The organism is uncultured Sneathiella sp. (assembly GCF_963973085.1).
Lineage (GTDB): Bacteria > Pseudomonadota > Alphaproteobacteria > Sneathiellales > Sneathiellaceae > Sneathiella.
Map to the genome: position 1 here is coordinate 106131 of NZ_CAXAXA010000005.1, position 22791 is coordinate 128921.

Annotated in this window: 24 protein-coding genes and 2 tRNA genes; 15 read left to right on the forward strand and 11 right to left on the reverse strand. The window is 53.1% G+C overall.

The annotated features are described in order from the left end of the window. Positions 1–102 precede the first annotated feature (102 nt). The 6 genes from clpP to AACZ19_RS13450 all read right to left on the reverse strand — a co-directional run bounded on the left by clpP (position 103) and on the right by AACZ19_RS13450 (position 5977). On the reverse strand, positions 103–747 hold the full coding sequence (gene clpP / locus AACZ19_RS13425) for an ATP-dependent Clp endopeptidase proteolytic subunit ClpP (RefSeq protein ID WP_339634803.1): 645 nt from the start codon (positions 745–747) through the stop codon (positions 103–105). Between the two features lie 89 nt (positions 748–836). Further along, positions 837–2309, reverse strand: a complete 1473-nt coding sequence (gene tig, locus AACZ19_RS13430; RefSeq protein WP_339634805.1) for a trigger factor — start codon at positions 2307–2309, stop codon at positions 837–839. Positions 2310–2401: 92 nt separating this feature from the next. Beyond that, positions 2402–2486: transfer RNA gene (locus AACZ19_RS13435), tRNA-Leu, on the reverse strand. A 254-nt stretch (positions 2487–2740) separates the two neighbouring features. Then, positions 2741–2974 carry a hypothetical protein gene (locus AACZ19_RS13440; protein ID WP_339634807.1) on the reverse strand — a complete coding sequence of 78 codons (234 nt, stop codon included), beginning with the start codon at positions 2972–2974 and terminating at the stop codon, positions 2741–2743. A gap of 92 nt (positions 2975–3066) precedes the next feature. Beyond that, positions 3067–4557, reverse strand: a complete 1491-nt coding sequence (locus AACZ19_RS13445; protein WP_339634808.1) for an NAD(P)H-hydrate dehydratase — start codon at positions 4555–4557, stop codon at positions 3067–3069. 4 nt (positions 4558–4561) lie between these two features. After that, positions 4562–5977 (reverse strand): amidase, encoded by a 1416-nt coding sequence (locus AACZ19_RS13450; RefSeq protein WP_339634810.1) that lies wholly within the window; start codon positions 5975–5977, stop codon positions 4562–4564. 137 nt (positions 5978–6114) lie between these two features. Here AACZ19_RS13450 and AACZ19_RS13455 point away from each other — a divergent pair, with 137 nt between their 5' ends. The 3 genes from AACZ19_RS13455 (at position 6115) to AACZ19_RS13465 (ending at position 7446) form a co-directional block, all read left to right on the forward strand. Next, complete coding sequence (locus AACZ19_RS13455) at positions 6115–6366, forward strand: PGPGW domain-containing protein (protein ID WP_339634812.1); 252 nt, start codon at positions 6115–6117, stop codon at positions 6364–6366. 89 nt (positions 6367–6455) lie between these two features. Further along, positions 6456–6962: an Rrf2 family transcriptional regulator gene (locus AACZ19_RS13460; protein WP_339634814.1), complete on the forward strand. Its 507-nt coding sequence runs from the start codon at positions 6456–6458 to the stop codon at positions 6960–6962. 19 nt (positions 6963–6981) lie between these two features. Then, entirely contained in the window at positions 6982–7446 is a 465-nt protein-coding gene (locus AACZ19_RS13465) for a carboxymuconolactone decarboxylase family protein (RefSeq protein ID WP_339634815.1), read from the forward strand. Positions 7447–7678: 232 nt separating this feature from the next. On the opposite strand, the gene AACZ19_RS13470 is transcribed toward AACZ19_RS13465, so the two are convergent. From AACZ19_RS13470 to AACZ19_RS13480, 3 genes are all read right to left on the reverse strand, one after another. After that, a complete protein-coding gene (locus AACZ19_RS13470; protein WP_339634816.1) occupies positions 7679–7990 on the reverse strand; it encodes a hypothetical protein in 312 nt (103 codons plus the stop codon). Between the two features lie 192 nt (positions 7991–8182). Further along, positions 8183–8259 (reverse strand) — tRNA-His (locus AACZ19_RS13475). A 50-nt stretch (positions 8260–8309) separates the two neighbouring features. Next, on the reverse strand, positions 8310–9479 hold the full coding sequence (locus AACZ19_RS13480) for an aminotransferase (protein WP_339634818.1): 1170 nt from the start codon (positions 9477–9479) through the stop codon (positions 8310–8312). Between the two features lie 162 nt (positions 9480–9641). Between AACZ19_RS13480 and AACZ19_RS13485 the strand changes: the two genes are divergently transcribed. The 5 genes from AACZ19_RS13485 (at position 9642) to glnA (ending at position 13429) form a co-directional block, all read left to right on the forward strand. Continuing rightward, positions 9642–10811 carry a pyridoxal phosphate-dependent aminotransferase gene (locus AACZ19_RS13485; protein WP_339634820.1) on the forward strand — a complete coding sequence of 390 codons (1170 nt, stop codon included), beginning with the start codon at positions 9642–9644 and terminating at the stop codon, positions 10809–10811. A 3-nt stretch (positions 10812–10814) separates the two neighbouring features. After that, a complete protein-coding gene (locus AACZ19_RS13490; protein WP_339634822.1) occupies positions 10815–11018 on the forward strand; it encodes a SlyX family protein in 204 nt (67 codons plus the stop codon). An 84-nt stretch (positions 11019–11102) separates the two neighbouring features. After that, complete coding sequence (locus tag AACZ19_RS13495) at positions 11103–11417, forward strand: DUF3253 domain-containing protein (protein ID WP_339634824.1); 315 nt, start codon at positions 11103–11105, stop codon at positions 11415–11417. Positions 11418–11618: 201 nt separating this feature from the next. Further along, the gene (locus AACZ19_RS13500; protein ID WP_293962718.1) at positions 11619–11957 is read left to right on the forward strand and encodes a P-II family nitrogen regulator; all 339 of its coding nucleotides are present in this window, start codon (positions 11619–11621) and stop codon (positions 11955–11957) included. 68 nt (positions 11958–12025) lie between these two features. After that, entirely contained in the window at positions 12026–13429 is a 1404-nt protein-coding gene (gene glnA, locus AACZ19_RS13505; RefSeq protein ID WP_339634828.1) for a type I glutamate--ammonia ligase, read from the forward strand. A 62-nt stretch (positions 13430–13491) separates the two neighbouring features. On the opposite strand, the gene AACZ19_RS13510 is transcribed toward glnA, so the two are convergent. Beyond that, positions 13492–13863, reverse strand: coding sequence for an acyl-CoA thioesterase (locus AACZ19_RS13510; RefSeq protein WP_339634830.1), 372 nt, complete (start codon positions 13861–13863; stop codon positions 13492–13494). Between the two features lie 116 nt (positions 13864–13979). Between AACZ19_RS13510 and parE the strand changes: the two genes are divergently transcribed. Further along, positions 13980–15941: a DNA topoisomerase IV subunit B gene (parE, locus tag AACZ19_RS13515; protein WP_339634832.1), complete on the forward strand. Its 1962-nt coding sequence runs from the start codon at positions 13980–13982 to the stop codon at positions 15939–15941. 8 nt (positions 15942–15949) lie between these two features. On the opposite strand, the gene AACZ19_RS13520 is transcribed toward parE, so the two are convergent. Beyond that, a complete protein-coding gene (locus AACZ19_RS13520; RefSeq protein WP_339634834.1) occupies positions 15950–16657 on the reverse strand; it encodes an alpha/beta hydrolase in 708 nt (235 codons plus the stop codon). Positions 16658–16903: 246 nt separating this feature from the next. Between AACZ19_RS13520 and AACZ19_RS13525 the strand changes: the two genes are divergently transcribed. From AACZ19_RS13525 to AACZ19_RS13550, 6 genes are all read left to right on the forward strand, one after another. After that, a complete protein-coding gene (locus tag AACZ19_RS13525; protein WP_339634836.1) occupies positions 16904–18334 on the forward strand; it encodes a DEAD/DEAH box helicase in 1431 nt (476 codons plus the stop codon). 133 nt (positions 18335–18467) lie between these two features. Then, a complete protein-coding gene (locus tag AACZ19_RS13530; protein ID WP_339634838.1) occupies positions 18468–18710 on the forward strand; it encodes an Lrp/AsnC ligand binding domain-containing protein in 243 nt (80 codons plus the stop codon). 137 nt (positions 18711–18847) lie between these two features. Then, positions 18848–20023 carry an ABC transporter substrate-binding protein gene (locus AACZ19_RS13535; RefSeq protein ID WP_339634840.1) on the forward strand — a complete coding sequence of 392 codons (1176 nt, stop codon included), beginning with the start codon at positions 18848–18850 and terminating at the stop codon, positions 20021–20023. Between the two features lie 100 nt (positions 20024–20123). Next, positions 20124–21053 (forward strand): branched-chain amino acid ABC transporter permease, encoded by a 930-nt coding sequence (locus AACZ19_RS13540; RefSeq protein WP_339634842.1) that lies wholly within the window; start codon positions 20124–20126, stop codon positions 21051–21053. Further along, the gene (locus tag AACZ19_RS13545; protein ID WP_339634844.1) at positions 21050–22042 is read left to right on the forward strand and encodes a branched-chain amino acid ABC transporter permease; all 993 of its coding nucleotides are present in this window, start codon (positions 21050–21052) and stop codon (positions 22040–22042) included. Before AACZ19_RS13540 ends, AACZ19_RS13545 begins: the two co-directional genes overlap by 4 nt. Further along, the gene (locus tag AACZ19_RS13550) at positions 22039–22791 is read left to right on the forward strand and encodes an ABC transporter ATP-binding protein (RefSeq protein ID WP_339634846.1); all 753 of its coding nucleotides are present in this window, start codon (positions 22039–22041) and stop codon (positions 22789–22791) included. Before AACZ19_RS13545 ends, AACZ19_RS13550 begins: the two co-directional genes overlap by 4 nt.

Below are 22791 nucleotides of genomic sequence, written 5' to 3' on the forward strand. Positions count from 1 at the left end.
CCGAACCTGCATAATACGGAATTTGACTCAACTTTCCGTTAACAGGACGTCAAAACCGCCTGCTTTACGAAAAATTATATACCCGCCTGCGCAAAAACTGGCTTATTTGGACTTCTTATCGTCCTCATCATCCAGGCTGGGACGTTTAACAACAACTTCATCGACGAGGCCAAACTCTTTTGCCTCTTCGGCAGTCATGAAGTTATCCCGCTCCACCGCGGCTTCAATCACATCGAGCGGCTGCCCTGTATGCTCGACATAGAGCTTGTTCAGCCGCGCCCGGACTTTCAGGATTTCACGAGCCTGGATTTCGATATCCGTCGCCTGTCCTTGCGCACCACCTGACGGCTGATGGATCATAATACGGGCATTGGGAAGGCTGTAGCGCTTGCCCTTGGTCCCGGCTGTCAGCAGGAATGAGCCCATGGACGCTGCCTGACCGATACAAACCGTCGCAATGTCCGGCTTGATATATTGCATCGTATCATAGATTGCCAGGCCAGACGTAACCACGCCCCCCGGAGAGTTGATATACATATAGATCGGCTTTTTCGGGTTTTCCGCTTCCAGAAACAGAAGCTGCGCTGTAATCAGCCCCGCCATGCCATCCTGAACCTGTCCGGTGACAAAAATAATCCGTTCCTTCAGAAGACGTGAGAAAATATCGTAAGACCGCTCTCCGCGAGCTGTCTGCTCCACGACCATTGGAACCAGATTATTCATATAGGTGTCGATGACATCAACCATTCTCGATTTTCCTTAAGTTTAGCAGTTGCGCCACGTCAGCATATAGGAGCGACGAACGCAACTGTAAATCCACATCAATGAAATTCGGATTATTTCTTTTCGGCCGATTTCTTTTCGGCTGGTTTTTTCGCAGCCGGTTTCTTAGGCGCCGCTTTCTTGGGTGTGGCTTTCTTCGTCTCCCCTTTTTCAGCCGCAGCCTTTTTCTTGGCGGTTGGCTTTTTCTTTGGTTTCGCGGCCTCTTCCTCGTCCGGATCCTTCATCAGTTCGTCAACCGAGACCTTTTTCTCCGTGACCGTTGCCAGTTCCGAGATGAAGTCAATAACCTTGTCTTCAAAGATCGGTGCGCGAAGCTGCGCCTGCATTTCAGGGCGTTTCTGGAACATCTCAAAAATCATTTGTTCCTGACCCGGATAGTTGCGGGCCTGCGCCACCATGGCCTGGTTGACCTCCTCCTGAGAGACTTCGATATTGTTGATCCGACCGACTTCCGCGAGCAGCAGCCCAAGACGCACGCGGCGTTCGGCGATGCCTGTATATTCCTCGCGCAGTTCTTCCTCGGACTGATCCTGATCCTCCAGCTTCTGGCCGGACTGCTCCAGCTCCTGCTCAAACTGTTTCCAGATATTCTCGAATTCACTGTCCTTCATTCCGGGAGGAACGTCGAAATCATGTGCTTCCGCCATGGCGTCCAGCATCTTGCGTTTCAGGGACTGTCGTGAAAGCTGGTTGTACTGCTGCTCGATCTGACCTCGGACCGCGTCCTTCAAGGCATCAAGGTTCTCAAGGCCGAGTTTGGTCGCGAACTCGTCATTGATCTCGACATCCGCCGCTTCACGCACTTCATGGACTTTGACATCGAATACAGCATCCTTGCCCGCCAGGTTTTCCGCGCCGTAATTTTCCGGGAACGTCACCTTGACCTCGACATCATCACCGGCCTTCGCCCCAACGAGTTGCTCTTCAAAGCCGGGAATGAAGGAATTGGAACCGAGCTCCAGCTGATGACCTTCCGCGGATCCGCCGTCAAAGGGGACCCCATCCACCTTGCCAACGAAATCAATCAGAAGCGCGTCGCCTTCTTTCGATTTGCGTTTGCTGGTGATGGCAACGAAATTCTTTTGTTGACCGGCAATTTCGGTCAAGGCTTCGTCGACCTTGTCGTCCTCAACGTCAGCAACAAGTTTTTCCAGCTTCAGCTTTGAAAAATCCATCGGCTCGAAGTCCGGCATAATCTCAACTTCAATCGTGAATTCGAGATCTTCCCCTTCATCGAATTTTGTGATTTCGATCTTTGGCTGCTGGGCCGGGCGCAGGGAGTTGTCATCCAGCGCCTTCTGGCTTACCTCATTGACCGTTTGCTCAAGCACTTCGCCCATGACGGATTTGCCGAAACGCTGACGCAAAATGGCAAGCGGCACTTTCCCCGGACGAAACCCCGGAAGTTTGATATCCGCGCCAACCTCGGTCAGTTTGTTCGTAACCTTGGTGTCGATTTCCGCAGCCTCAACAACAATCGTGAAATCCCGCTTTAGGCCGTCAGAGTTAGTTTGTGTAATTTGCATGAACGATCGCCCGTCATCTTTTATTTAGCAATAAACGCTCCTCCTCACATCCTGTGACGAGAAACGCCAGCCCGAAAGCTTCCTTTATATCCTGGTGCGGGTGGAGGGAATCGAACCCCCACTTCGTAAGAAACTGGTACCTAAAACCAGCGCGTCTACCAATTCCGCCACACCCGCATCTCGAATTTAAACCCGGCGGCGCTCACAAAATTTTGCAACCGCCCGAACCGGGAGCGGCTGTCTATAGCATATGATTTCTGGGATTGACTAGGGGAATTCCCAATAAAGGGCGAGAAAAGTAAAAACAACGGAAAAGGCATCTATCGGCAGGGTGAAATCAACGCCGATTACAACCTGTCAGTAAGGAAACAGGGACATTGGCAATGGATTGTTTCCAAAAGCCGGATGACCGTCACACGGGAACAATTGAATTATGCCGCGTGAAAATCCCGCTCGAAAATCGCAAGGGCCAGTACATTCGTTCCGGCATGTTCCTGATATCCGGTCCGAAGAACGGTTTTCTCATAATGGACATGCGGAATACCCTGGTCATCATCTGTAATGCGAAGAACTTTTGCCTGTTCTTGCAGGCTCAACATCATGCCGCGGTAAAAAATGTCGCCCGAAGCGATCCGATCGCGTAAACTTTGCTTCTTGAAAAACATGCTACTCACCCAAAATAAAATGCCGAATTTTTCCGTTATAAATAATCAATACGGGAAATTCGTAAAAAAACTGTTGAAAAGTGCATCGCATTTTAGGCTTTTTTATGACTGTCTAAAAGTTTGCGCAAAATTGACGGAACGACAGTTTCAATATCCTCGGCAATCAATCCGGGCCCTACCATACTGCCTGCCTCGCCATGTATCCAGGCTGCTGCCGAGGCGGCAGAAAATGCGCTCATTCCGCCCGAGAAAAATCCCGTGATCAGGCCCGCTAGAACGTCGCCGGATCCCGCCGTCGCAAGATATGGAGGGGCATTATAATTAATGACGGCCTTGCCGTCGGGAGTTGCAATAACGGTATCCGCCCCTTTCAGCAGGACCACAGCTCCTGACAAAGACGCCGCTGTTCTCGCCCGATCCAGTTTTGATCCTGCGAGTGAGAATATACGCTCGAACTCCGCCTCATGAGGTGTAATCACCACTTCCCCATGTTCCTTCTCCGCGATGAGCGAGAACAGCGTATCGGGGTCATCCCTGAAGACCGTCAGGCCATCCGCATCGAGAATGACATTCGCCGGGCTTTCCAGTGCGATGCTTGTAAATTTTCGTGTCCGCTCGGTAACCCCATTGCCCGGACCGACAAGGACAGTTCCGATCCGCTTATCGCGAAGCCAGTCCTCAAATGCCTGCCCTTCTGAGAGGGCGATGACCATTACGGCCTCCAGCGCGGCCGCATATGTTTGCAGCGCCGATGGCGGACTGACGACAGTTGTCGCCCCTGCCCCGGCCCTCAGACTTGCGCGCGCCGCCAACCTCGCTGCCCCGGTTGAGGCAATGCCGCCGCCAACAACTGCCGCATGGCCACGGCTATATTTCTGTATCTCTGGTCCGAGTGACGGTAAATCGTCCCGCCAGAGCTCCGGGTCGTTCAAATGCGTCTCTGGGTCAATTTCCTCAAGATAGTCCGCATCGATGCCTATATCGATAATCTTCAACTCGCCGCAATAGGCGCGGCCGGGGTAGAGGAAATGTCCCGGTTTAGCGCGAAAGAAGCTGACGGTCATCGCCGCCGGAATGGCGCCTGCATCTACCGCGCCGGTATCTCCATTGACACCGCTTGGCATATCGACGGCGACGACCGGAATCAACTCCCGTTTTATCCGCGCAAAAAAAGAGGCGAGATCGCTCTCAAGATAGCGGGAAAAGCCTGCTCCGAAGACGGCATCCACAACAAGATCAATATCAGCCACCTCGGCCCGTGCAAGCGACAAAATCGGGCCATTCCACTGGTCCCGCATAAGCGCCGCATCCCCTTTCAGCAACTCCGGATCGGAGATGGACGCAAGATCGATCTGCCAGCCTGCCTCCTGCAACCGGCGGGCGACAACATAACCGTCCCCCCCGTTATTCCCCGGTCCGCATAGAACGAGGGCACGACCGGGCGGCCATTTTCGCTGTATCTGAATCGCAATCCCCTCACCAGCCGTTTCCATGAGCATGGAACCCGCCACACCGCCGTCAATCGCAAGGCGGTCCGCCAGATACATTTCCTCAACGCTGAGCAGTTCGGTCGGCAGAGACATTTTATCAGACTATTTTTGTGAGGTCCGGCCGCGCCGAGGCGACGGGCGATACGCGTTCAAAGGCATAGGCCGCATTGAGAACCGCTGCGTCATCCTGCATTGGCCCGACGATCTGCAACCCGATCGGCAGCCCCTCTGAATTAAGACCACAGGGAATGGAGCAGGCTGGCTGCTGCGTCAGATTGAAGGGATAGGAAAACGGCGTCCAGTCCACCCAGCCGCCAACCTCCTCCAGTTCTGTCGGCGCGAGCTTGCCGACCTCAAATGCCGGAATGGCAAGCGAAGGCGTCAGCAGCAGATCGTAGGTCTCGTGAAACTGCTTCATTCGATTGCCAAGCTCACCGCGTGCCTGAACCGCTTCCAAGTAATCGGTGAGCGTGATGGAGGCCGCCTCCTCGAACACGCGGCGCAGACCGGGATCAAGCTCGTTCAGCTGTTTGTCCGTCAGGTTTCGAAGGGCAAAGCGTGCGCCCGACCACCAGAGAACATTGAAAATCGGCAAGGGATTCTCAAAAAGAAAATCTACTTCTTCAACATTTGCGCCAAGTTCCGCGAAGAGTTCAGCCCCCCTCTTGACCGCCGCCGCAACCTCCGGATCCACGGCCGCATAGCCGAGCGTTGGGCTATAGGCAACCCGCTTTCCCTTGATCGAGGCGGACAGGGCCGCAACATAGTCTGTGTCGACGAAGGGCAATGTCGTCCAGTCGCGCGCATCCGGCCCGCTCATTACCCGCAGCATCAGGGCAGAATCCGTCACGGTCCGAGTCATCGGCCCGACATGCGCCACTGTTCCGAAGGGTGAGAGAGGCCAGGCAGGCACCCGACCATAGCTCGGCTTGATTCCGAATATCCCGGTGAAGGAGGCAGGTATACGAATGGAACCGCCACCGTCCGTTCCGACATGCAGCACGCCCATGCCCGATGCACAGGCCGCAGACGCACCACCGCTGGATCCGCCCGGCGTCATGTCCGTATTCCACGGATTCCGTGTAATGCCGGTCCGCGGGCTATCGGTCACCCCCTTCCAGCCAAACTCCGGCGAAGTTGTCTTTCCGAGGATGACCGCGCCATGTTCTTTCAGACGAGCGACGGAGGGTGCATCATCATTCCACGGCCCTGCGGCATCGACGCTCATCGAACCCCGCAGTGTCGGCCAGCCTTTCGTCAGCAAAATATCCTTGATCGTCGTCGGAACGCCATCAACAAGTCCTTTTGGTGTTCCCGCCTGCCAGCGCGCCTCGGATTCCCGGGCGCTGGCCAACGCATAATCCTCATCCACCAGCACAAACGCATTGAGTGCGCCATTGTATTTCTCGATCTGGGACAGGGCGGCCTGTGTCGCCTCCACGGGCGAGATTGTCCCTGCCCGGTATCCCTCAAGTAATTCTGTCGCCGTTGCATAGGCCAGATCGTCGGTCATATCATCCCCCGCTTGATATTAGTGCCGGAAAAGAGATTAGGCGTTGAGATCGTTTCGGGCAACCGCCATTCCTTGACGACGCCGTTTTTTGATATCATATGGAAAGTCCCGCGACGAAAGCCACAGCGACGGAATTCATGAGAAAACCCAACATCAAAAAGCCGAAGACCAGATTTGGGCGCTTGATCTTAGGCTGGGCTCTCGTTCTTGGCGGCATTCTCGGTTTCCTGCCCGTCCTCGGCTTCTGGATGATCCCCCTCGGCCTCATCATTCTATCCGCCGACTCTCCCTATCTCCGCCGCTGGCGCCGGAAAGCGGAAGTCTGGATCGGCAAACAGCAGAAGAAGCGAAAGAATTACAATTGGAAAAAACCCTCTTCTGAGGACTGAAGAACATCCATTCTTGCTGATTTTCGTCTTTCCATATTGACATAAACTAATCATAGATATATTTTATCCATGATTTTCGAGAGACTTCCATGAAACTAAGTGCAGGCATAGAACAGGCAATTCACAGCGTCACCATGATGTGCGGACTTTCCGAAAATGGCGTCCTGTCTGCCGCCGCTTTGGCGGAATTTCACGGCGTCTCCACAAGCTACCTTCTGAAGCACCTCCAGGCGCTGTCCAGCCGCGGCATACTCACGACTGTTCCGGGGCCAAAAGGCGGCTATCGCCTTAACCGTTCCCCTGAGAATATCTCCCTTCTTGACATCGTACTGGCCGTTGAAGGGGCCGAACCCGCTTTCCGATGCAAGGAAATCCGCCAACGAGGCCCGAATCCCTTGCCAAAGAGCACATTTGTCAAACCCTGCGGCATCAATGCGGCGATGCTGCGCGCGGAGCAGGCCTATCGTGCGGAACTTCGCAACGTCACTATCGCCGACCTCATTACAGACCTGAGCGCAACGGATGACGGATCGATCATGGAACGGGGCTGCCGATTTCTTGCCCTTCATGAACGTAAATCAACTACTAAAAGCTAACCCAAAAAAGGAGATTATCATGCAAGCCCGACTGGATTTTACCAAAGCGTCCCCGGAAGCCATTCAAGCAGTGCTTGGCCTGGAGAATTATGTTGCCAAACAATCAGGCCTTGATCCGCATCTTATTCACCTGCTCAAGTTACGCGCTTCGCAAATAAATGGCTGTGCCTATTGCGTCGATATGCATTCCAAGGAAGCAAGGCGGAGCGGTCTGAGCGAGCAATGGATCAACCTTATCAGCGTCTGGCGTGAATCCCCTGTCTTCGATGACCGCGAACGTGCTGTGCTGGAATGGACAGAAGCCTTGACCAATGTTGCAGGCACCGGCGCTCCCGACACGGCGTTCGAACCCCTCAGGGACTATTTTTCCGAAAAAGAAATTATGGATCTGACGATTGCGATCAGCACGATCAATGTCTGGAACCGGATCGCCGTCGGCTTCCGCAACCAACACCCCATAGACAGGGTGAGGAAAGCATCCTAGGTTGAGTGCTGACTCGGAAAAAAAATGATGTAAGCGGGAAAAACTGCTGATAAACGATGCTGCCGTATTAGCAACATCATCTCAGCCTTTCTTCCTGCCGTTTTTTACCGACGTTGTCTTCGTAGGCAGCTGGCGCTGTACATTAAATGTTTGGGTGGAATGAAATAATTAGTAAAAAATAACAAAAACTGAATTGTTTTTGTTATTTTTTAGGGAGCAACGATTAGTAAGATTATTGATTCAAATAAATACGGTTCATAATACGTGTATCAAGCATTGAACTGTATATACCCAAAATTGGAATGCCTTTTTCCATGGGTAATGCTGACAAATCAATTCCGCAATCCTTGTAAAAGGCTAACGCAAGTATATAGAGTTCCATCATCGGATCACTATCTTCCATATCTTTAGGCCTATCGTACAACGTTTTCCAAGCTTCTGTTATTGGCGTTTTTCTGGCAGCACAATCTGACGCTTCAAAAAAATCAGTTGTATTATCTGCAAAGACAAAAGAGGTAGTAAATACCAAATTTGTAATTGCCATACATAGAATCCAGCAAAGAGTAGATGCTCTGAATTTCATGAGAATTTTCATTGGTATAAAATACTCCATTAATTACAGGAAACCAAATTTCCGTTTATCTTAATGTAGATTCACCTCAAGGTCTGGATATTTTCTAACCTTAATTAAGGCACAAAAAAGCCCCGAAATCGTGAGACTTCGGGGCTTCTGATTTGGGGCGGGCGAGGGGTCTTGAACCCCCGACCTCCTGAGTCACAGTCAGGCGCTCTAACCAACTGAGCTACGCTCGCCGCAGGAGCCGCCTTGTTTAGCGATCCTATCGAGACCGGTCAAGAAAACTTTAGCCTGCCGGTTTAAAAAAATCAGCAAGTTTTTCAATCGCCGCTTCCAGTACCTCGGTCTTTTTACAAAAACAGAAACGGGCAAAATTATCACGCGCACCCGCCGACTGGTAAAAGGCGCTGAACGGCACGGCGGCAACTCCGGCATCCGTCGTGATCAGGCGGCAGAATTCCTCATCCGTGCCGTCAAAACCGATCGAGCTGATATCCGCATTGATGAAATAGGTGCCATCGCACTCCGCTGTCGTGAAGCCGATACGATTGAGACCATCGCGGAAAATGTCCCGCTTCGACTGCATCGACGCCCTCAAGTCGTCATAGAAATCATTTTCCTTCGCCAGCCCATAGGCGACCGCCTTTTGCAGGTTGGGTGCCGTGGTGAAGGTGAGAAACTGATGCGCCTTGGCGATGCGAACAGTCAGTTCCGCCGTCGCAGTAAGATAGCCGACTTTCCAGCCGGTCAGCGAAAATGTCTTGCCCGCAGAAGCGATACGCGCCGTCCGCTCCCCCATGCCTGGCAGAGTCATGAGTGACAAATGCTTCTTGTCACCGAAAATAATATGCTCATAGACTTCATCGCAGATCGCGTAGGTATCATGTTTGATGGCGAGTTCTGCAATCAGTTCCAGCTCCTCGCGCGAAAAAACCTTGCCCGTCGGGTTCATCGGGCTGTTCATCAGGATGAGCTTCGTCCTGTCACTGAAAGCGGCGCGGAGCTTGTCTGGATCAATTTCCCAATTGGGTGGATCCAGCCGGACGAATTTCGGAATACCGCCCGCGAGCTTTATCATCGGCAGGTAACAGTCATAGAGAGGCTCGAACAGGACCACCTCGTCCCCCGGATTGATCAGCCCGAGCATGCTCGCCGCCAGCGCCTCCGTCGCGCCGGACGTCACCAGCACATCCGTCTGCCAATTGACACTGAGGCCATAGAACCGCGCATCATGCGCGGCAACGGCCTGACGCAGCTCCGGTATACCCATCATCGGCGGATACTGGTTCGGCCCCTCCTCCACTGCCTTGGCGGCGGCGTGCCGGATATCCGCCGGGCCGTCCTCATCGGGAAACCCCTGCCCTAGGTTGATCGCCTTATGCTCGATCGCAAGCTTGGACATAACCTCGAATATCGTCGTCCCGAAGCCGCCGAGCACATCACTGGTATTTTTCACGCTATTTCCTGTCAGATATTAATTGCGCACACAAGTTATGCCCGGATAAACGGCAATTTCAAGCAAAACCATGCAAAGCCCGGCGGGATTGGATTCTTTCCTTGCCCCGGCCCCGAAAGGGCGGCATATCTTGACCCATAATAGGGAGACGTGAGGAAGAGAATGGCCATTTCAGAGAAAATGTCCCGTCTGGGGACCGAAACCGCTTTCGATGTACTGGCGCGCGCCAATGCGTTGGCGGCCGATGGTATGGACGTGATCAACCTCGGTATTGGGCAGCCGGATTTTCCCACACCGGAGAATATCGTCGAGGCGGCGGTCAAGGCGCTTCGAAGCGGCGCGCATGGCTATACAGCCGCCAACGGCATCCCGGAACTTCGCGAGACTGTGGCCGAGGATATTGCCAGATATCGCGGCGTCACCGTAAACCCGGATCACATCATCGTCGTTCCCGGCGGCAAGGTCACCATGGCCTTCGCCATTGAGATGTTCGGTGAGGATGGCGCGGAAATCATGTATCCGAATCCCGGCTTCCCGATTTATGAAAGCATGATCCGGTACACCGGCGCGACCCCGGTTCCGATCCGCCTGATTGAGGAGAACGGCTTTTCGTTCGATGCCGATACCGTCCTCTCTCAGATTACCGAGCGGACGAGACTGATCATTCTCAACACACCCGCCAATCCGACCGGCGGCATTGTTCCCAAAGCAGAACTCGAAAAGCTTGCTGAAGGTCTGAAGAAACACCCAGAAGTCTATGTATTATCGGACGAAATATACAGCCGCATGACCTATGACGGAGAAGGTCATTGCAGCATGTTGCAGTTCCCGGATTTACGCGACCGGCTGATCGTTCTCGACGGCTGGTCGAAAACCTATGCCATGACTGGATGGCGAATGGGATGGGGGCTTTGGCCGGAAAATCTTGTTCCCCATGCCCAGCGCCTTTGCGTCAATTTCCATTCCTGCGTGAACGCCGCCGCGCAGTTTGCCGGGATTGAGGCTCTCAAGGGTGACCAAGGGCCCGTCGATATGATGATGGAAGCGTTCGATACGCGTCGCGCCCTGATCCACGAGCGCCTGAATGCCGCGCCGGGCGTAAGCTGCGTCCTGCCGAAAGGCGCTTTCTACGCTTTCCCAAATATTTCCGGCACCGGGCTGTCCGCGAAAGAGATGCAGGACCGCCTGCTCAATGAAAAAGGTGTCGCGGTAATCGCCGGGACCAGCTTCGGCGCGGAAGGCGAAGGCTATGTCCGCTTCTCTTACGCCAACTCGCTGGAAAATATCGAACGCGCCATGGACCGCTTCGACGACTTCCTGAAAGGACTGTAGGCCATGGACGAAAAGCGTCTTACCGACCTGGAGCTCAAATTCACGGAGCAGGAACAAACCATTGGTGAACTCAGCGACATGGTGAACCGGCAATGGCAGGAGATTGAGCTTCTCAAGCGAAAACTCGTCTCCGCCCATGATCGCATAATATCTCTTGAGGGTACGCTGCCTGCCTCTTCGGATGCCGAGAAGCCGCCCCATTATTGAAAAACGGAAAGCCGTTTGGGCACTGCTTGCATTTTTGCTGATTGACTATTACAACCGCCCCTCACCTATCATCAGGACCGCACAATGACTGACGAGCGCAATAATTCCGACGACACCGCCAAGAACCCCGCCGAAGAAGATCCGGTCATCGGTTATATCCTTCGCGCTGTGAGCTCGGGAAAAGATGTCGCGCCGCAGGAAATTGCCGCCGCCATTGCTGCCGATCGCGCAAAACCAACCGCGCCCAAGGATGTCTGGCGCAAATATATGACAGCCGTGCGCCAGCAGGCCATTCATCTCGCCCGTCAGGAGAAACTTCTGATCATTCGCAAGGGTGAAGTAGCGGATCCCAACGACTTCAAGGGTCTCTACAAACTGCGCAAGATATCATCTGATTAATTTTTAATCATTTGCCTGTTTTTTAATCGCCTATTTTTTAGCCAACCTGCCCCCAACCGCTCGGGAGGTTCTGGAAACCGCAGTTTTTTGAGACTCCGCGCGCCGTTAAAATTACTTCCCAATTCTGGCACGCCTCATGCTATAGAAAGGGCGAAGTCACCTTGGACGATCTGACATCTAAATTTAGTTGAGACCTGCCTTATGAAAAAAATCGAAGCGATCATCAAACCGTTCAAACTTGATGAAGTGAAGGAAGCCCTTCACGAAGTCGGGCTACAGGGCATCACTGTAACCGAAGCGAAAGGTTTCGGCCGCCAGAAAGGCCACACGGAACTCTATCGCGGTGCGGAATATGTGGTGGATTTCCTGCCCAAGGTGAAAATCGAGATTGTTCTGGAAGATTCGCTGGTTGAAAGGGCGCTGGAAGCCATTCAACAGGCCGCCAGAACAGGACGGATCGGGGATGGGAAGATTTTCGTCTCCACCGTCGAAGAAGTTATTCGCATCCGGACGGGCGAGAAAGGCCCTGAAGCGATCTGAATTTTAAGCACGCCCGGCAAACGGGCGGCGAACCCATTCCCTGAACAGTTAAACAGAGAGACGTTACAATGGCTGCTGATATTCTTAAAATGATCAAGGAAAATGAAGTCGAATATGTGGATCTTCGTTTTACCGACCCGAAAGGTAAATGGCAGCATCTCGCCATGCATGTGGATGTTGTCGACGAGGACATGTTTGAAGATGGCGTGATGTTTGACGGCTCGTCCATTACCGGCTGGAAAGCCATCAATGAATCAGACATGACCCTGATGCCGGATAATTCAACGGCGGTCATGGACCCGTTTGCAGCCCGCCCGACCCTGATCGTTTTCTGCGATATTCTCGATCCAATGAGCGGTGAAAGCTACGAGCGTGATCCGCGCTCCGTTGCGAAAAAGGCAGAAGCCTATCTCGCCAGCACCGGAATCGGCGATACGGCCTATTTCGGGCCCGAAGCGGAATTCTTCATGTTTGACGACGTACAGTTCGCAAACGGCAGTCATCATACCTTTTATAAACTCAGTGATGTCGAATCCCCGACTATGGGCGGAGTTGAAATTGAAGGCGGCAACAGTGGCCACCGTCCGCGCGTCAAAGGCGGCTACTTTCCGGTCCAGCCTGTTGACAGCGGCGCCGACATCCGCAGTGAAATGGTTTCTGTCTGCAAAGAAATTGGCCTTTCGGTTGAGAAGCATCACCATGAAGTGGCACCGAGCCAGCATGAACTTGGCATGAAATTCAGCACCCTTGTGGGTGCTGCAGACGAAATCCAGAAGCAGAAATATGTCGTTCATAACGTCGCTCATGCTTACGGCAAGACGGTTACCTTCATGCCGAAGCCGGTTTCCGGCGACAACGGATCGGGAATGCACACTCATATGTCTATCTGGAAAGGCGGCAAGCCGGCCTTCGCCGGGTCGGGCTATGCGGACCTGTCCGAAACAGCACTTTTCTACATTGGCGGCGTAATCAAGCATGCCAAGGCACTCAATGCCTTCACCAATGCCAGCACCAACTCATACAAGCGCCTGATCCCGGGCTTCGAGGCACCGGTCCTGCTCGCCTATTCCGCGCGCAACCGTTCCGCTTCATGCCGTATCCCCTACTCTCCGAGCCCGAACGGAAAGCGTGTTGAAGTTCGCTTCCCGGACTGCACGGCGAACCCCTATCTTGCGTTTGCGGCAATGATGATGGCAGGCCTTGACGGTATCCAGAACAAGATCCATCCGGGCGATGCCATGGACAAGGATCTGTATGACTTACCGCCGGAAGAACTGAAAGACATCCCGACAGTGTGCGGCTCCCTTCGTGAGGCTTTGGAAGCTCTTGATGCAGACCGCGAGTTCCTGAAAAAGGGCGGCGTCTTCACCGATGACATGCTTGATGGATACATCAACATGAAATGGGAAGACGTGTTCCGGTTTGAACATGCGCCTCATCCAATCGAGTTCGATATGTATTACAGCGTTTAAGATCGCTTCAAATCAAAAAAAGGCCGCTGAGGAATCAGTGGCCTTTCTTGTTATATGTGATCTCAATCAACCGGACGCGGATTGCCGTTGTCATCGATAGCAACAAATATGTAAGTCCCTTCGGTCACCTTAATCTCTTCCGGGTTCAGTTTACGCGTGACGATAGTCGTCAGTTTCACCGCGACCGACGTCCGCCCTACCCGCTCGATCTCCCCATAAATGCTGACGACATCGCCAACCTTGATCGGCTGATGGAAGGTCATCGCTTCGACCGCAACTGTCACAGTGCGTCCCTTTGCCCGTCGCGCGGCAAGAATTCCGCCTGCCATGTCCATTTGCGACAGAACCCAGCCCCCGAAAATATCGCCGTTATTGTTGCAGTCACTGGGCATCGGCGCAGTACGGATAACAGGGTCACGGAATTCACTCGTCATGATCTATGGGCTTCCTAGTTGCTATGTGTTAGGGGTATAAGTTATACACTTTCAGCAAGTTGAAAAAACAGGTTTTATCCTGCAAAGCGTAACTTTTAGGTCAGCGAAACAGCTTTATGTCCGATCTTTTCCAACAACCGAAATCTGAAAACTCTGATTACTCCGCCAAGGATATTGAGGTCCTTGAAGGACTGGAGCCTGTCCGGCTCCGCCCCGGCATGTATATTGGCGGCACAGACGAGCGCGCGCGTCATCATCTGGCCGCAGAAGTACTCGATAACTCCATGGATGAGGCCGTCGCCGGTCACGCCACCCGGATCGAGGTTGAGCTTTTCGCCGACGGCTCCCTCGCCATTCGCGATAACGGACGTGGCATCCCGATTGACCGACATCCCAAGTTCAAGGACAAATCGGCGCTGGAAGTGATTCTGACGACGCTTCATTCGGGCGGTAAATTTTCAAACAAGGTGTATCACACAGCGGGCGGGCTGCATGGCGTCGGTATTTCCGTGGTGAATGCCCTCTCCGATCGCATGATAGTGGAGGTCGCTCGCGAAAAGGAACTCTGGCGGCAGGAATTCTCAAGAGGTACGCCCCAGACTCCGCTTGAAAAAATCGGCGCCGCGCCGAACCGCCGCGGCACCTCAGTCCAGTTTCATCCCGATCCGGAAATCTTCGAGGCAGGCACGGCGCTTCGCCCGGCCAGACTATACAAGCTGGTCCGCTCGAAAGCCTATCTTTTCCGGGGCGTGGAAATCCGCTGGAAATGCGACGAGGAACTGATCAAGGACGACACACCGGCGGAGGCAACACTTCACTTTCCGGGTGGTTTACGCGATTTTCTGGATGCCTCCCTCGACGGCGTCAAAGCTGTCACGCAGGAACCCTTTGCGGGCCGGGTCGAACTGGACAATGACCGGGGACGCGTTGAATGGGCAATTGCCTGGCCGCTGACGAACATGTCCTTTCTCAACTCCTATTGTAACACGGTTCCGACGCCCGAGGGTGGCACCCATGAACTTGGGTTTCGCGGGGCGCTTCTTCGCGGCCTGAAAGCCTATGGGGAGCTGATTAATAACAAGAAGGCCGCACAGGTTACGGCGGAGGATATTCTCTCCGGCGCCTCTGCGGTACTTTCCGTCTTTATTCCAGACCCGCAGTTTCAAGGGCAGACCAAGGAAAAACTGACAACGACCGAGGCAAGCCGACTTGTCGATCTTGCCATCAAAGATCACTTCGACAACTGGCTGGCGGCGGCGCCGGATCAGGCGAATAACCTGCTCGCCTGGGTGATCGAAAAATCAGAGGAACGTCTCCGCCGCCGACAGGAAAAGGAAACCAGCCGTAAAACGGCGACAAGCCGTCTTCGCCTTCCCGGCAAGCTGGCTGACTGCAGCCAGAGCGGACGCGAAGGTACTGAGATATTCATAGTCGAGGGTGATAGTGCTGGCGGCTCCGCCAAACAGGGCCGTGACCGTAAAACGCAGGCGATCTTGCCGCTTCGCGGAAAAATCCTTAACGTCGCCTCCGCAACCAATGACAAGATTAACGCCAATCAGGAACTGAAAGACCTTGTTCAGGCGCTCGGTTGTGGGCTGCGCGACAAATACCGGAGCGAAGACCTCCGCTATGACAAGGTCATCATCATGACCGATGCCGATGTCGACGGTGCCCATATCGCTTCACTACTGATGACCTTCTTCTATCGCGAGATGCGCCAGCTTATCACCGATGGCCACCTCTATCTGGCGCAACCACCGCTTTACCGTCTTTCGCAAGGGGGTAAGACACTCTACGCCATGGATGATGCCCATAAGGACCGCCTGATGGAGACAGAAATGACGGGCCGTGGCAAGGTTGATATCAGCCGGTTCAAGGGCCTTGGTGAGATGCCGCCGGCGCAGCTCAAGGAAACGACGATGAACCCGAAAAACCGGGTGCTGCTGAAAGTCGATGTCCCGATGGAGGAATTTGGTGAAACAGCCGACCGCGTTGAAAGCCTGATGGGCAAACGGCCAGAGCTGCGTTTCGCCTTTATTCAGGAGAACGCCCAATATGTTGAGGACCTCGACGTCTAGGCGAAAATTTAACTCCGTGCGAGCCAGTGGCGCATATATTTACTGGTAATCTCCGGCTCTTCCATCGTCGGCAGGTGTCCGCACTCGGGAATCTCCACATATTGTGCAGTCGGGATTTCCACGGCCATTTCCCGCTGGACAGAAGCCGGAATCAGTTTGTCATCGGCGCCGGAGAGAACCAGCGTCGGGCAGGAGATTGTCTTCAGCACATCCCACAGTACCTCACGCGCAAGCAAGGCACGCTCTTGTCTGATAAACGCTTCTTTCCCGACATCTTCCGCCATCTTGAAAATACGATCTGTCAATTCCTCATCCTCAAGACGGGAGGGATGAATCAGGATAGGCAACAAACTACGGGTCACCCCCTTGAAAGCCGATCCCTTCTCAACCAGATTGATAAAATCGAGGCGCCTTTGCCCCTCCTCCGGCGTATCCGCTATGGCACGCGAATCCATGATCGCAAGATGAGTGACGCGTTCCGGCGCCTGTCGCATAACCTCAAGCGCGATATAACCGCCCATGCTCAATCCCGCGAGGGCAAAACGCTCGGGTGCCTCTGACAACAATCGACTGGCGATCGCGGGCACTGTATCGTCGCGCGTATGATCTGCGACGGTGATATTCGCTATATCATCCAGTGCGTCAATCTGGTCGCGCCATAAATCACCGGTACAGAGCAACCCGGGAATAAGGACAAGTGAATGTTTTTCTGTCATTTTTTTGCAATATGATGTAATTTATGATGCGTTTTGCTTTTTAGAGGTTGAAATCTCTTTTACAGTCAAGACACCAGCTTGAGAACCGTTAACTTTAATCCTTTGGCATTTTAGTGTAATACAGCCTTCTCAGGCGCGGTTTTACTGGAAAATTCGCAGGAAACATTTGACAGAGTGCATTAATTCTCTAGATTGCGCTCTGTTTTACGAAGATTTTATATTTATTCGAACGGTAGTTCACACTATATGATATTTGCAGATCTCGGACTAAGTACCGAAGTATTGAAAGCGGTTAAGGAAACCGGTTACGAAAATCCAACCCCCATACAGGAAAAGGCGATTCCTTACGTACTGATGGGGCGCGATGTTCTTGGCACAGCCCAGACAGGCACCGGCAAGACGGCGGGCTTTACCTTGCCAATGATTGATATTCTCGCCTCCGGTCAGGCGAAGGCGCGCATGCCGCGCTCCCTGATCCTGGAACCAACGCGGGAACTTGCGGCACAGGTCGCCGACAATTTCGAGACATACGGTAAATACAGCAAACTCTCCATGGCGCTCCTGATTGGCGGCATGTCTTTTTCCGACCAAGACTCCAAGCTCGATAAGGGCGTCGATGTCCTGATTGCAACACCGGGCCGCCTGCTTGACCATGTCGAGCGCGGCAAAGTGCTTCTCAATGGCGTAAAAACACTTGTGATTGACGAAGCCGACCGGATGATGGATATGGGCTTTATTCCGGATGTTGAACGAATTGTTGGGCTATTGCCGCCATTGCGACAGACACTCTTCTTCTCCGCCACCATGTCGAAGGAAATGCGCAAGCTGGCGGATAAGTTCCTGATGAACCCGAAGGAAGTTGCCGTCTCTGCGCCGACCTCAACGGCAGCGACGGTGACGCAAGGGCTATATGTAGTACAGCGTGCCGAAAAACGCCCCGCTATCCGCAAGCTGTTAAAACGGGAAGAAGTCAGGACCGCCTTTATCTTCTGCAATCGCAAGAAAGATGTTGATATCCTGCATGGATCACTTGTCAAACATGGGTTCAACGCTGGTGCATTGCATGGCGACATGAGCCAAAGCCATCGCATGGAAACCCTCGACAAGTTCAAGAACGGCGAAATCAAGATCCTCGTCTGTTCCGATGTTGCCGCCCGCGGTATCGATGTCAGTGCGGTCAGCCATGTGTTTAACTTCGACGTTCCAACACATGCGGAGGATTATATCCACCGTATCGGACGCACAGGTCGCGCCGGTCAGGAAGGCCATGCCTATACCATCGCCACAAAAAGCGAAACCAAATATCTTGATGCTGTTGAAAAACTGGTGGGCCGAAAAATTCCCCTGTTGACATTGGACGGAATGGAAGAGGTCAGCGAAGAGGCCGCAGAGATCGCTGAACGCGAGAAAAAAGCAGAGCGCAATCCAAAGAGTAGTCGGCGCCGCAATGCAGATGAGGCGCCAAAAGCGAGAGCGGCCCGCAAGAAATCTGAACCGGCAACAGAAAGCACTCCGAAGCCGTCTGTTAAAAAGGAAAACAAGGCAGCCAGCCCTTCTGCACCGAAGAGGCGTACGCCCCGCCACGCCAACGATGAAGGGGATGCCCCCGTTGTCGGCCTCGGCGATAATGTGCCAGCCTTCTTTAAAATTCCGCTCGGCAAGACAGCCCAGAAATAAATCAGGATCCGGCACAAGGCTTCCCAAGGGAAGCCTTTTTTGCTTTCAACTCCCGCCAAAATTTGTATTATACAACAACATTTTACACACCGGATTATGTAGCGGCAGAAGCTCTGCGGGAAGGTATCCTTTTGTGAAAACAATTTTTGTCATGGTGAAATGTGAGCTTGGCAAGGCGTACCATGTCGCCGCAGAAGCGGTGGAAAATGTCGAGCATGTCTCGGAGGTTTACTCAATTTCAGGTAAGTATGACCTGATGATGAAATGCTATCTCAATGATGATCAGGATACCGGCCATTTCGTGAATGAACAGATCCAGGCCCTTCCCGGCATCAAGGACACCTTTACGATGATAACCTTCAAGGCTTTCAATTAACATCGGCCCAATGCAATCGGATGCATGGCAGGAAAAACAAATTCTTTGCGCCGAAGGCAAAAACTCTTATTCTATAGGCCACTTATGGGAGTAGTGCAGGACAATCCGTTTCTGATACAGCACAGGGAGAATTTATTGTGAACAAGAAATATATCAGCCTGATTTCCGCGGTAGCGTTGTTGGGCGCCCCGGCGATGGCCAGCGCGGCGGATGCCGTAAAAATCGGCTTTGTGACGACATTAACGACTGGTGCCGGCGCGATCGGGAAAGACATGCGCGAAGCTGTCGATCTTGCAGTTGAACATCTTGGCGGCAAAATGGCCGGGCGCGATATTGACGTTATTTATGAAGATGATGGCTTCAAACCGGAAATTGGCAAGCAGAAAACTGACAAGCTGGTCAAGAAGGATAACGTTGATTTTATTGCCGGTTACATCTGGAGCCATGTTTTGATGGCCTCCTACAAAAGCGCTGTTGATAACGACACATTCATGATCAGTTCCAATGCTGGCCCGAGCCCTCTTGCAGGCAAGCTTTGCCATGAAGACCTGTTCTCGACTTCCTGGCAGAATGACCAGACAACCATGGCAATGGGAGAAGTTCTAAACCAACGCGGTATCAAGAAGCTTTATATCATGGCCCCGAACTATGCCGCGGGAAAGAATATGGTCAGCGGCGTTGAGCGGACCTTTAAAGGTGAAGTCGTCGGCAAGGACATGACAAAATTCCCGGCCCAACTTGACTTTTCTGCTGAACTGGCAAAAGTCCGTGCCGCCGAGCCGGATGCCTTATTTGTCTTCTACCCCGGGAAGCATGGTGCTCAGTTCATCACGCAATATGCCCAAGCCGAACTGGCCAAAACCGTTCCGCTTTATACGGTTTTCACGATCGACAGCATCAGCCTGCCACGGATTGGCGAGCTGGCGGAAGGTAGTCTTATGACCATGTTCTGGTCACCTGATCTTGATACTCCGGCAAACAAGAAATTCGTAACCGACTTCAAGGCAAAATATGGCCACTACCCAAGCCATTATGCGGCGCAGTCCTATGATTCCATCATGCTGATCAACAGTGCAGTTGAAAAAGTGAATGGCGACCTGAGTGATCGGGACGCCGTACGTAGCGCCTTGAAAGCCGCAGAATTCCAGAGCGTGCGTGGGGAACTGAAATTCGGTAACAACAATATTCCGATCCAGAACTTCTATCTGCGCCAAGTAGTCAAAGATGAAAATGGTGACTATACGACGAAGATCGTTTCAACCGTGTATGAAAATCATCAGGATCCCTATGCGCAAGAATGCAGCATGAAATAAACCGTCAGCCCTTCTGATGAGAACGGAGAAGGCGCGTATGTCGATTGGGCCTACGCGCTTTTTTCTTAAGCTTAAGTCAAATTCACGATAAGGCGTATCCATGAACTGGTTGTTATTGCTGGAGCAAATACTCAACGGTTTCCAGCTTGGCCTGTTGTTGTTCCTGCTGGCAGCTGGTCTGACGCTTGTCTTCGGCATCATGGACATGGTCAATCTGGCACATGGATCGCTCTATATGATGGGCGCCTATTTTTGTGCAACCTTCACAGGCTGGACGGACTCCTTCTTGCTCGGCGCGCTCCTGACATTACCGGCCGTCTTCCTTCTGGGCGTCGTTGTCGAGATGATCGCACTTCGAACCTTGTATGCCCGCGACCATCTGGATCAAGTCATGGCGACCTTTGGCCTGATCCTGTTCTTTAATGAGGCAACCCGCCTGATTTGGGGGCCGATCGGACTGGTGATCCCACTTCCGGATTTTCTGAACCAGACGGTCGAGATTATTCCAGGGGCGCCCTACCCGGCCTTCCGCCTCGCGATTATTCTTGTCGGCTTCTTCGTCGCAGGGCTGCTGTATTTCATTGTGACCCGGACAAAGCTTGGCATGCTGATCCGGGCAGGCGCAAGCAACCGCGAAATGATCGGCGCGCTCGGGATCAATATCAGGCTGCTATTTACGCTTGTATTCGGTCTTGGTGCCGCGCTCGCCGGGCTCGCCGGACTAATGGCTGGCCCTATCCTGTCAGTGGAGATCGGCATGGGGGAAAGCATTCTGATCCTGACCCTGGTTGTTATCGTTATTGGCGGGATCGGCTCGATCAAGGGCGCCTTTATCGCCGCCATCCTGATCGGCCTGATTGATACGGTGGGACGATCCTTTCTGCCAGAGATATTGAACCTGGTCCTGCCGGAGGCTAGTGCCTCAACGGCCGCCCCAGCGATTTCATCGATGATGATATATCTGTTAATGGCCCTCGTCCTTGCCATCAAGCCGCAAGGCCTCTTTCCGCCCAAAGGGGTTGGCCGATGATCTTGTCTTCACGGCACATTCTGAATACAGCCCTGCTTGTCTTTCTCGGCATGATCCCCTTCCTCACGGACTGGATGGGCGACAGCTTCTATACCGGACTTGTTGCGAGAATTCTGATCCTAGCCATTGCCGCTCTCAGCCTCAACCTGCTGATCGGATATGGCGGAATGGTCAGCTTCGGTCATGCAGCATACATTGGCGTCGGCGCCTATTGCGTCGGCATTGGGGCCTTCCATGCATTCGAGGATGGCATCGACTGGATGTTGAACGGCTATATACAACTCACCGCCGCGTTACTGGGGTCGGCACTCATCGCCCTGATTATCGGCGCCATCAGCCTCAGGACACGCGGCGTCTATTTCATCATGATCACCATGGCCTTCTCCCAAATGCTGTATTTCAGTGCCGTCGGCGTGGAAACCTACGGCGCGGATGACGGCCTGACGATTTATTCACGCAGTGACATGCTGGGCCTGATTGATCTGAATGATGAAAAGAGTCTCTATTATCTGATATTTGTGTCGCTTCTTGTGGTGCTCTACCTCATGCACCGACTTGTCGAGTCACCCTTTGGCAATGTCATTCGCGGCACCAAATCGAACGAGGCGAGAATGCGCGCCATTGGTTTCTCACCCTATAAATACCGCCTGACGGCCTTCGTTATTGCTGGCACGATAGCCGGGTATGCGGGGTTCCTGATGGCCAACCTCAATGATTTTGTCAGCCCCGATATGATGCATTGGACCCGTTCCGGTGATCTTATCATCATGATTGTGCTGGGCGGCATGGCCAGCTTGTTCGGCCCGCTCTACGGGGCGCTCGCCTTTCTGATGCTGGAAGAGTTGCTTTCCTCCATCCCACTCACAATTGGCGGTCTTCACGTCGGCGAATACTGGCAGTTGATATTCGGCCCGCTTCTGATCCTGATCGTTTTGTTTGCCCGAAATGGCATTGACAGCTTTCTCCCGCAGCCTAGGAAAGACCCATGACGGCGAATGATATTCTAATCGTCGAGAATTTGGTAAAGCGCTACGACGGACTGCTGGCTACGGATGAGTTGTCACTCACCGTGCGCGAAGGGGAGCTGCACGCCATTATCGGGCCCAACGGCGCGGGAAAGACCACATTGATCAAGCAGCTGACCGGAGAAATCTCTTCGGACGCTGGAAAGATCATTTTTGGCGGACGGAACCTGCGCCGGCTGTCGGAACCGAAGCGCTCTCATCTCGGGCTTGCCCGGTCGTTCCAGATTACCTCCCTCTTTCAGAATTTTACGGTTCTCGAAAATATTCGCCTAGCGGTTCAGGCGCATAGTGGACATTCCTTTCAATTTTGGCAAATGGTCGGAAAAAGCAAAAAACTCAACGAACCGGCCCACAAGATATTGCAGGAACTGGAACTGGAGGGGCAGGCCAACACGCCCGTTTACAGCCTGAGCCACGGGGCGCAACGGCAACTTGAAATCGCTATCGCGCTGGCGACGAAGCCAAAGATGCTACTGCTGGACGAGCCGATGGCCGGCATGTCAGGAGAAGACAGCGAGCGCCTGATCAAGCGTCTCGCGGCGCTGAAATCACGTTACAGCATCCTGTTGATTGAACATGACATGGATGCGGTTTTCAGCCTTGCTGACAGAATTAGCGTTCTTGTCTATGGTCGGGCAATTGCGACAGGAACACCCGATGAGATCCGTGACAACGAAGAAGTCCGTCAGGCCTATCTCGGGGAGGAAAGCTGA